The organism is Streptomyces sp. NPDC055506, from assembly GCF_053643595.1.
Genome location: NZ_JBSHKH010000096.1, coordinates 21,578 through 31,945 on the forward strand (window position 1 = coordinate 21,578; position 10,368 = coordinate 31,945).

Annotated in this window: 5 protein-coding genes; 1 reads left to right on the forward strand and 4 read right to left on the reverse strand. The window is 67.9% G+C overall.

The annotated features are described in order from the left end of the window. Nucleotides 1-88 precede the first annotated feature (88 nt). The 4 genes from ACWIF2_RS29135 to ACWIF2_RS29150 all read right to left on the reverse strand — a co-directional run bounded on the left by ACWIF2_RS29135 (nucleotide 89) and on the right by ACWIF2_RS29150 (nucleotide 6,610). Nucleotides 89-742: a hypothetical protein gene (locus tag ACWIF2_RS29135; RefSeq protein WP_454363745.1), complete on the reverse strand. Its 654-nt coding sequence runs from the start codon at nucleotides 740-742 to the stop codon at nucleotides 89-91. Then, entirely contained in the window at nucleotides 727-5,274 is a 4,548-nt protein-coding gene (locus ACWIF2_RS29140) for a DUF6531 domain-containing protein (protein WP_454363746.1), read from the reverse strand. The genes ACWIF2_RS29135 and ACWIF2_RS29140 overlap by 16 nt, the downstream gene beginning before the upstream one ends. 135 nt (nucleotides 5,275-5,409) lie before the next feature. Continuing rightward, nucleotides 5,410-5,952, reverse strand: coding sequence for a barstar family protein (locus ACWIF2_RS29145; protein ID WP_454363747.1), 543 nt, complete (start codon nucleotides 5,950-5,952; stop codon nucleotides 5,410-5,412). Nucleotides 5,953-5,959: 7 nt separating this feature from the next. Continuing rightward, nucleotides 5,960-6,610, reverse strand: a complete 651-nt coding sequence (locus ACWIF2_RS29150; RefSeq protein ID WP_454363748.1) for a hypothetical protein — start codon at nucleotides 6,608-6,610, stop codon at nucleotides 5,960-5,962. 441 nt (nucleotides 6,611-7,051) lie between these two features. On the opposite strand from ACWIF2_RS29150, the gene ACWIF2_RS29155 reads away from it, so the two are divergent. After that, complete coding sequence (locus tag ACWIF2_RS29155) at nucleotides 7,052-10,345, forward strand: RHS repeat-associated core domain-containing protein (protein WP_454363749.1); 3,294 nt, start codon at nucleotides 7,052-7,054, stop codon at nucleotides 10,343-10,345. Nucleotides 10,346-10,368 lie beyond the last annotated feature (23 nt).

The window sequence follows — 10,368 nt, forward strand, 5'->3', positions numbered from 1 at the left end:
CCTCTGTCCGCCCCCTCACAAGGCCACCCTTCCGCGGGGCCCGCCTTGCCATCCGTCGGCGCCTCGACCTCACCACGCCGGCGCTTTATCAGAGGCCCCAGGGGTCGGGGTGCGGCTTGGGTGCCGCGGTCTGGGACCAGGTCAGACGCTTCTCGATCTGGTCCCCGGTGAGGTCGATGAGCCGGTCGGCCGCCCAGCCGTTCCATTGGACTGCACCGGGAAACTGCGGCAGCCGGAAGGCCGGAAGATGCGTCGGCAGCGCCTCGACGCGGTACACGGGCTGCTTGACCTCCCCGTCCAGCCTCTTCGGCTTCGACGACCTGCGCAGATCAAGGCAGTCGATCACCTGCTCCACCAGATAGAGGAAGTACTCTTCGCCCTTGGCACCCTTGATGTCGACCGGTACCAGACGACCGGCCGACTGCAGTGCGTCCCCCAAGCCGTCGGCGAGACGCCGGCTGAGTACGGGAGCGCCCGGTCTGCCGGAGGGGAAGTCGCTCTTGGCCCAGCGCCGCTCACCCATCCACTCCGCGCTCAGCAGGGCGGGCGGCTCCGTGCCGGCGCCGGCACTCTGCCAGCGCATGAGCTGACGCACACCGACGCTGTCGAGATGCAACTGCTGATACTCGCTGAGGCTCGGCAGGAGCCGGTATACCGATAGCGCCTCGCCGGGCAGGTCTGTCATCGCTTCACCATCCTTGTCCGTACTCACATCGGCACGGTCCATCATGGTGCCGTCCACACGGCGTTCGCCGCCGGTTGCCCGCTCGCCAGTTCCCGCTCGATCTGCTGTCCGATGGAGCGAAGTTCCGAGCGCAGAGCGCCGCGGATGGCGCGGGCTCCGTATCCGGCCGCCGTCATCCTGTCCACCGTGTCCTCCAAATGCGTGTTCAGGCGCAGCAGGAACGGCTTGCGGTGCGTGAAGTTGTGTGGCCTCGGATGCCCCAGTGGGATCCCGTTCACCGCGTCGTTGATGTCAACGCCGTACCGCTCCAGCAAGGCCCGGCTCTCCGCTGCCCTGTTGCGTTTCATGCCGGAGGGCACGATGTGGGCGGCTGCCTCGCCCGCGCCCTTCCCTCGCCCTTCCCGCGCCAGGTTCTTCGCCAGCAGGTCGGCGTTCTCGGCACAGGTCAGCAACCCGAGGTAGTCGAGCCACGACAGCGGATTCGGTACGTACGCCCTGGGATTCGGGCCCGCGTCCAGCCCGAGCGGGTCCGAGCTGATGTAGGCCGCGTTGATCGGGTCGTAGTACCGGAGGAAGTTGTAGTGGAGCTGCGTCTCGGGGTCGAAGTACTGGCCGGGGAAGCGCAGAGGGGTGGAGGTGTCGTACGCCCCGTCCGGTGCCATGAGTCCCCAGAGCGTGGCGTCGGAGCGCCAGGCGATGTCGCCGACCTCCGAGACGAGTTCGGTCGGGGTGCCGACCAGATCGGTGACGATGGCGAAGAACCGCTCGTCGACGACCTCCTGGGGCGCGTCGGCGAGGGTGGTGCGCTCCGTCTGGGTGAGTGGGCGAATGCCGTCTCGTTCCCAGATCAGGGTGGATACCTCGGGCGAACCGGCGCGGACCGTGGCCTGCTCCACGAGATGTACCCCGTCCCAGACGAACCGGGTCTCTTCGGCGACGCACTGCCCGTCGAGGGTCAGCCGCTGCTTGGCGATCCGGCGTCCCAGCGGGTCGTGCAGATAACGCCAGGTCGTTCCGTCCGGAGTGATGACCGAGGTGAGACGGTCCTCGGCGTCCCAGGTGTAGCGCCAGATGTCAGGCTTCCGCGAGAGCCGTGTCCTGCGGCGCAGCACAACGCGCCCGGCGGCGTCGTACTCGTAGTGAACACCGCCCGCGCGCAGCACCCGGTTGCCCTGGTAGCGGCGTTCGCCGCGGCCCTCCAGGGCACCGTAGCGGTCCGGCCAAGCAGCCTGTGTCTGGTTGCCCTGCCCGTCGTAGGCATAGGACTCCGTCCACTCCCCCGCGCGAACTCTGAGGACGCGTCCCACCGGGTCGAGGTCGAAGGTACGGCGTCCGGTCGTGCGGTCTTCGCATGCGGTGACGTGGCCGTCGGGGCGGTATGCATAGCTGCGCTGAGTGAGCGACCGCGTGCTGCCCGTGGAAGTCAGCTGCTGGGTGCTGAGTCGGTCTCCCGCGTCCCAGGCTTGGGTGAGCGTGAGGGCCGAGTCGATGTTCCGGGTCGTCTCACGGCCGAGGCCGTCGTGGTCGAAGGCGAGGGTGTGACCAACGGCTGCAAGCCGGGTGCGGTGCCCGGCCGGATCGTACGTGTACGTGGAGACAGCACCGCTCGGCGTGGTCCGGCGTGTCGGGCGCCCCACGACGTCGTACGCCGTAGCGAGGACCCGTCCGTCGATGGTCTCGGCGGTGACCCGCCCCCCACGGTCGTACTCGTACGCGAGCGTGACTTCCGGCCCCACCGCCCGCACGAGACGGCCGGAGCGGTCGTGGAGGTACGTGGTCGTCCTGCCGTCCAGCACCGCCCGGATCTGGTTGCCGGCCTCGTCGTAGGAGAACTCGACGGTCTGACCGACGGCATTGGTGCGGCTCAGCAGTTGGCGGGCGGGGTCGTAGGCATAGGCGAGCGTGCGGTCGTCGAAGTCCTTCTCCGCCACCAGGTTGCCGACCGCGTCGTAGCGGTAGTCCCAGGTCATCCCCCGTACGCCGGTCACGCGGAGGAGCCGCAGTTCCGTGTCGTGGGTGAAGGTGTGACGGACGCCGTCCGGTGTCGTGCGCGAGGTGAGCAGATCGAAGGCACCGTAGGTGCACGTGCTGGTCCGGCCGAGGGCGTCGGTGTGGGTGAGCTGGTTGCCCTCTCCGTCATATGTCCACCGCTGGACGCTGCCGTCGGAGTCGGTCCGGGAGGTGAGGAGACCTTCCACCGACCAGGTCCGCCGGGTCCGGCCGCCAAGAGGGTCGAGGACGGTGGTGCACCGACCGAATGGGTCGTACGTGTAGGTGGAGACCGCGCCGAGCGGGTCGGTGGCCGAAGTAGCCTGCCCGGCGGCGTTGTTGGTGAAGCGATGGACCGCGCCCATCGCATCCGTCAAGGAGGTCAGAGCTCCCGTCGACTCGCGGGCGAACACCGTGGTGGCTCCGTCGGCGGTCGTCAGTGACGTGCAGTTGCCGCGTGCGTCCCACTCCTGACGGAGGACACCGCCGTCGTACTCGGTGATCTCCACCGGCAGTCCGAGCTTGTTGTAGCGGGTCGTCGAGACGGAACCGTCGGGCAGTCTGACGGCGGTCAAGCGGCCCGCGTCGTCCCACTCCATACGGAGCTCGCGGCCCAGTTGATCGATACGGCTGAGCAGCCGGTCCCGGTCGTCCCACTCTTGGGTGACCGTGTGACCGAGCGCGTCGGTCTCCGCGATCAGCTGGTAGGCGTCGTTGAACTGGTAGTGGGTGGCATGCCCCAGCGAGTCGACGGCGACCGTGCGCCGGGCCTCGCCGTCGTACACGAAGGTGTAGGAGAGGAACCCGTCCTTGCCGTGACCGGCCACGCACCGGCCCTGGTCGTCGTAGTCGAAGCGGTACCGGACTTCGTTGCGGTCCTCCCAAGCCGTGATGCGCCGCTCGTCGTCGTAGGTGAAGCGCAGGGGCAGGCCGGAGGAGTTGCGGACGGCTGCGAGGTTGCCGCGTGCGTCGTAGCTGTAGCGGACCAGAGTCGGCAGGTCGGGGTGGCTGCCCAGGGTCAGCTCCGTGATCCTGCCGTTCTCGCAGGTGACGCCTATGCGGTAGCCGCCGTGGTGGACGACCTCCTCAGGTGTGCCGTCCGCCCGATAGGTCACGCCGATCGTGTTGCCGTTGCGGTCACGGATCTCCGCCAGCGGAAGTACGGCGGGCGACCGTTCGGGCAGTGGCCGGAAACGCAAGGTGTGGCCGCTCTCGGGCCGGTGCACGACGAGCTCGCCCTGCGCGCTCCCATCCCAGCTCAGTGGCCAGGCCGGGCCTACCACCGGCAGGACCGGGGCATCCACGTCGGGAACCGGATAGTGCAGCACCATGCCGTCGGCGGCAGTGAACCGCACACCGCTCGCATCGAGCAGGAGGCGCTGGTCGAGCGTGCAAGTCCAGCTCGGCCCCAGGAGCCCGCCGCTGCGGACGCGGGTACGGTAATGGCGTTCCAGGATCAGCGGGAGCACCCCGTCCAGCGTCACGTCTGTGGCAGACATGACCATCTCCCCGGTCGCCAGATCGATGGGGTCGCCGCGAGTGATGAGCTTCTTCATCTGCCGGCCGAAGGCGCTTGCGCCCTTGCCGAGGCCCTTGACGCCCATGGCCATGCCCTTGAGACCGGTCTTGCCGAGCGCCTTCATCCCTTTGGCGAGCCCGCCGAGGGTGGTGAGGCCCTTCATGCCGGGTATGCAGTCCAACGCGGCCAGGCCCACATCCCACAGGGAGGCCTGGCCTTTTGAGTATTTGTAGAGCGTGTCGGCGAGGACGACAGCGGCGGCGATCAGCACGATCGCGCCCAGGATCGGCCCGCCGATGATCATCGCCACGATGCCGACAACCATGACGACGATCTTGCAGGCGGCGACGATGCTGTCCCAGTTGTCGGTGAACCAGTCCCCGATCTCCTCCCACCACGAGCGGTTCTGAATGCCCGCGTCCGAGGCCTCGTCGATCTTCGACTTGGCTTCCCGGGCCGCCTCATCGCGCATCGTGCGGGCGTCCGCGGCCATCTTCTTCGCCGCGGCGAGGGCGTCCTGCGCGTCGGAAACGTCCGACTGCGCCTTCGACTGGGCCGACTTGGCGTGCTGCACATCCCGGGTGGCGGCGCGGACCTTGGCCTCGTCCGGCTTGTCGGCATCCGACTTGCTGCCCGTGGGGTCGTCCTTGTACTTGTCCGCTTCCTTCCCGGCCCGGGTGACCCACGAGTCGGCCGAGGTCAGCTTCGACTGGGCCGAGGAGAGGTTGTTGCGGGCCTCACGGCCCTTGATGAGGGCCTTGTCGGCCAGGGACTGGGCACGCTCCAGCTTCGGCCAGAAGTCCGAGAGCGCGTCACCGCACATCTCATACGACTTCTTCAGCTTCTTGAGGTTCTTCGGGACATCCGCGAAGTCCTCCTTGAACACGTCCGCGGACTTGCCCGCCCACTCCAGGAGCGTGCCCTCCCCCGCCATGCCCTTGACCAAGCGGAGGGCGTCGGAGACGTCGTCGGCGAAGTCGTGCAGCTGCTTCGCAAGCGTGCGCACGCGTTGGGGATCGCCCGGGGTGGGGTCCTTGTCCAAGTCCAGGACATGCCAGTCCGCCGGCCTGTGCCCCGCCATACCGCAACCCCCGTCACGCGCACATCAACGTCAACAACCGTATGCACACGTGAACTTACTAGGTACAACCGTTCGACGGAAACATGAGCCTCCACATCGCGGACGGCTTCCGAGCACGGCTCGCTCGCCGCGACTTCAGTGCCACATCCGGGGGTTGAGAGCGGCAGTGACGAACGGGCCCTCGGTGGTGACCGTGAGGTCAGGTTGTTCGATGCGCAGGGCCACCTTCTCGCGATCGAACTGACGGAACTCGAAGACGAAGTGTTCGGCGATCGCTGGACGGTCCAGAGGGAGCCCATCGAGATCTACCGCCGAATTCGCACGGTCGGCGCCCTGACAGAGGACTGACACGAACAGAGGGAAGTGCTCCGCCTCCAGCACTCGATCCGCGTCATGGATCACACCCGCGATCCCGACTCCGCCCGTCACCGCACCGCACAGGTCGTCCAGGCAGTCAACCACGGAGTCCCAGTTCCTCCCGAAGTAGCCGGGGAACTGCAGGACCTCCGCGAACGAGCGGTAGATGCCCTCCTCGGTGATCAGGTCGCGGGAGTCGAAGTGGTGGACACGCCCTCCTTTCGCCTCCAGCCCTGACAGCTGCCGTTGGATGCCGGTATCTCCTCGCGAAACGAAGGTGACCCAGGGCTTCGATGTCGCCGTGATGTCGACACCGGTCATGGCCTCATCACGCCTCCGTGAACCGGAACGTCGACGTGATCGCGTCGAAGATGTCGAAGAACGAGTCCGCGAGGTCGAGGACCTGGCTGCTGCCGGCGACCAGGGCCACCTTGCCCTCTTGGCCCGGCACGGGGATGTACGTCTGCATCAGGACGGCACGGATCGTGCGGTTGAGGGCGTCGCCGGGAACGGCGATGTCCTCGATGCCGTGCGTGCGGGCCGCGGGACCGACCCCTGGGATGTCGACCGTCGTCACCTTGCGCCAGGAGTCGCCCTCCCGTCTGGCCTCCTTGACCGCGAGTTGGCTCGCGATGACAGACGGGTCGTTCGAGAGGGGCTCGCCCCGCTCGTTGCGGCCGCCGACCAGGGAAACGGTCACCGAGCCGGTTATCGGCGTATCGCCGCCGAAGTTCTCCGCCATGCAGCCGCAGTACAGCGCGCCCGACTTCCAGGCATCGGCGGCGGCCTTCTGGAGGAAGTCGACGTAGGTGCCGCGGTACTGCTCCAACTCCGGGCGCTGCTGCACCCGTTCGCTCACCATCCGGCGGATCGAGTCGTCCCGCGACTCCGGCCGTACGTCGAACTCCCACCACGACTCCGGCACCTTGATCCGGAAACCGCCCCGCTCGACGGTCAGTGTCTCCATGTAGCGGGCCATGCAGCGGGCCTCCCCGTTCGTGCGATCACTCGATCAGTCGAACACTTCTGCGCTTATCGTCCCATTGCGCGAAGGCGGGATGCGCTTTCGGTCAATCAGGCACCTGCCCGACAGGCCTTCGGCATCCCTCTCGCGCCTTGAAGGCCGCGAATGCCACCGCTTGTGGCTCTTGTTCCCCGGTCTCAGCCGGAAGGGGCGGGGCTGATTCCGGCCCGTATGGAACATGAGTTCGGGGGCACCACCCGCCGGTTTGTGTGGTTCCTGTGTCAGCTTGTGTGACCCCGGTGACCCTTCTCGGCACCGGTTCTGACTCCCTGTCTGACTTCCTGTGGGGGGAAGCTGATGCATTCGCGTGCTGCACGCACGCCGTCTCGGCGTGCCCGGAGATCACACAGAACGACGCACAGAACCACTCTGATCGCCGCGATCACGACTGCCGCTCTGGTGGTCGCCGCGGCGCCCGGACTGGCGGCTGCTCCGAAGCCGGAGCTGCCGGAGCCCGAGAGCCCGTGGACCAAGCCGACCAAGGTGGAGGCCCCCGCCACACCGGCGGGTGTGACCAGAGCGCCGGCATCGAAGTCGGAGGCCGAGCCGTCGGTGGAGGTGGCGGCCTGGCGGGCGGCACAGAAGGCCCGTACGACCCGTACGACCGGCACGGCCGCTCCCGCAAACGCGGTCGCCGGCGCGGAGCCCACGCCCTATGTTCCCGAGGGGCAGGGTGACGTGCCGTGGCACCGCATCCTCGACACCCGCCTGAACGACGCCCTGGTCGCCCGCGTGAATCTCTCCGACGGCAACCTCATGCTGGCGGGCACCGACTTCGACATCGCCGGTGTCGGGCAGAAACTCCAGCTGACCCGGACGTACAACTCGCTCGAAGCCCCGTGGGGCAAGGTCTCTCAGCGCTGGTGGCAGGCGTACGAGCGGTATCTCCAGGTCGGCGACGGCGAGGTGGTCGTGTTCGACGCCACCGGCGACGCCCTCCGTTTCGAGGAGACGAGCAGCGGCGGCTACACCACGCCGACCGGCTATTCCAAGGACCTGAAGAAGAACACGGACGGCACCTACACCCTGACCGACCGCAAGTCCGGCAGCCGTGACACGTACGACGAGCACGGCACCCTCACGAAGGTCACGGACAAGAACCACGGCACGATCACCGTCGACCAGCACGACGCGGGCGGCGAGCACAAGGGTTTCAAGCTCACCGAGACCCGCTCCGGGCGCTGGATCGATCTGGTGAAGACCGACGCCAGCCAGTGGCAGGCCAAGGACCACACGGGCCGGACGGCCGTCTTCGACCTGGATCCCGAGGGGAATCTGGTGCGTACGACGGACACGGCCGGCAAGACGACGGCGTACGCGTACGACTCCTCGCGCAGGCTGACGCGGGTGACCACCCCGGAGGGCACGGTCACGCTCTTCACCTACGACGGCCACAACCGCGTCACCTCCATGCAGCGGCTCGCCGATTCCACCGGCCCCACCTGGCGTTTCGACTACACGGCCGAGACCCCGTCCGACGCGGGCACGACGAAGGTGACCGACCCGGACGGCGACGAGACGGTCTACACGCACAACGCCGACGGCGAGGTCACCAAGGTCACCGATCCGCTCGGCCACTCCCGCCACACCAAGTACGTCAACCGCCTCACCCAGACCACGACCGACGCGATGGGCACCGGCGCGGACGGCACCGGCGGCAACGTCACCGCGTACGGCTGGGACACCCGCAACAACGCCACCTCGGCGAAGCTGCCCATGGGCGCCACCGCGCAGGTGTCGGCGTACCAGACGATCGCCGGCACCGACCTGCCCAACGACTTCACCAGCGCCGACGGCCGCAAGGACACCTTCAAGTACGACACCAACGGCAACACCATGTCGGTGACCACGTCGGGCACGGCGGGCGGTCAGCGGACATACACCCACAACGAATCCGACCCCGCCTGCGGAGGCTTCGAGGGCCAGCGCTGCACGGCGAAGGTGAAGGTCTCCGGCACGAAGACGGTGACCACGTCCTTCGCCTACGACGACCAGGGCAATCTGAAGACCGTCACCCCGCCGGCGCCGCTGGGTAAGACCGAGTACACCTACGACGCGCTCGGCCGAGTGGAGACCGTCACGGACGGGCGCGGCATCAAGACGGTCTACGTCCACGACACCCGCGACCGGGTGCGGAAGGTGTCCTCGACGAACGCGACCGTCACCTTCGACTACGACGGTGACGGCAACCTCAAGTCCCGCACCGACGCCTCCGGCACCACGCGCTGGGACTACGACAAGCTCAACCGAGAGCGGATCCGCACCCTCCAGAACGGCGCGCAGACCGCGCTCGCCTACACCCCGGGCGGCGAGGTCGACCACTACACCGACCCGAACGGCAAGACGGACTACGCCTGGGACAAGGCCGGCCGACTCGACCACCTCACCGCCCCGGACGGCAAGAAGACCGACTTCGACTACGACGAGAACGACAAGCGGACGAAGACGGTCTACCCCGGCGGCGCGACGCAGTCGTTCACCATCGACAAGAACGGCCGCCCGTCCGCCGTGAAGACCACGTCCGGCACCACGACACTGATCGACCTGGCCTACAGCTACGCCAACGCGGGCAAGGACACCACCAAGATCCGCACCCGCACCGACAACCTCACCAAGCTGAAGACGTCCTACACCTACGACTCCCAGGACCGGCTGTCCTACGCCCTGGAAGCCGACGCTTCCGGTGCCCGCAAGGCGTCCTGGCTGTACTGCTGGGACCAGGCCGGCAACCTCACCTCCCAGGACGGCACCAAGAACGCCTGCCCGGGCTCGACTACGTACACCTACGACGACGCGCTGGAGCTGACCGGGAAGAACGGCTCCACCACCGGCTGGTCCTACGACAAGCTCGGCAACGAGACCGCCGGCGCGAGCGCAACCGCCCGCACGAACGAGACCTGGACCGACCACAGCCAGCTCTCCGGCATCACCGCCGACGGCAAGGGCTACGACCTGATCCACGCGGGGACCGACAACTCCGAGCGCACCAAGCTGGGTTCGACCTGGTTCCACCACACGGCACTCGGCCTGGCGAGCACGACCACGAACGGCGTCGACACCGGATTCATCCGCGAACCGGCAGGAACGCTGAACTCGGTGACGACCGGAGGCAAGTCCTACTACTACCTCACGGATGCCACCGGCAACGTCCTCGGGCTCGTCGACGACACGGGCAAGCGCACGCACACCTACGCCTACGGTCCGACAGGTCTGCCCCGCTCGGCCCCGACCGAGGCGACGCCCCAGCCGTTCCGCTACACCGGGGCCTACCAGGACCCCACCGGCCTGTACAAGATGGGCGCCCGCTACTACGACGCCGCCCTCGGCCGCTTCACCCAGCCCGACCCGTCAGGACAGGAGAAGAACTCCTACCTGTACGCGGGGGGCGACTTCATCAACAACAGCGACCCCAGTGGCCTCTTCCTCCAGTCAGCCGTGGACGCGGTGGGAGAGGCTCTGACGGGGTTCGACGCGGGAACCGCCCTGGGCCACTTCGCCCTGGGAGACACCGAGGGGCTCGTCGGTGACCTGGCGGGCGCCGCCGGCGGCCTGGCCGGCGAGTTCGCCTGCTACTTCGCGGCCGGGTTCTTCGCCCTGCCCACCGCGGGCGTGGGCGGAGCACTGGTCGCCGCGGGCTGCACCGCCGCCGGCTTCGCAGCGGGGCAGCTTGCAAGCACCGCCGTGGGGTAATCGAAGGGAAATATCCCGTGGGG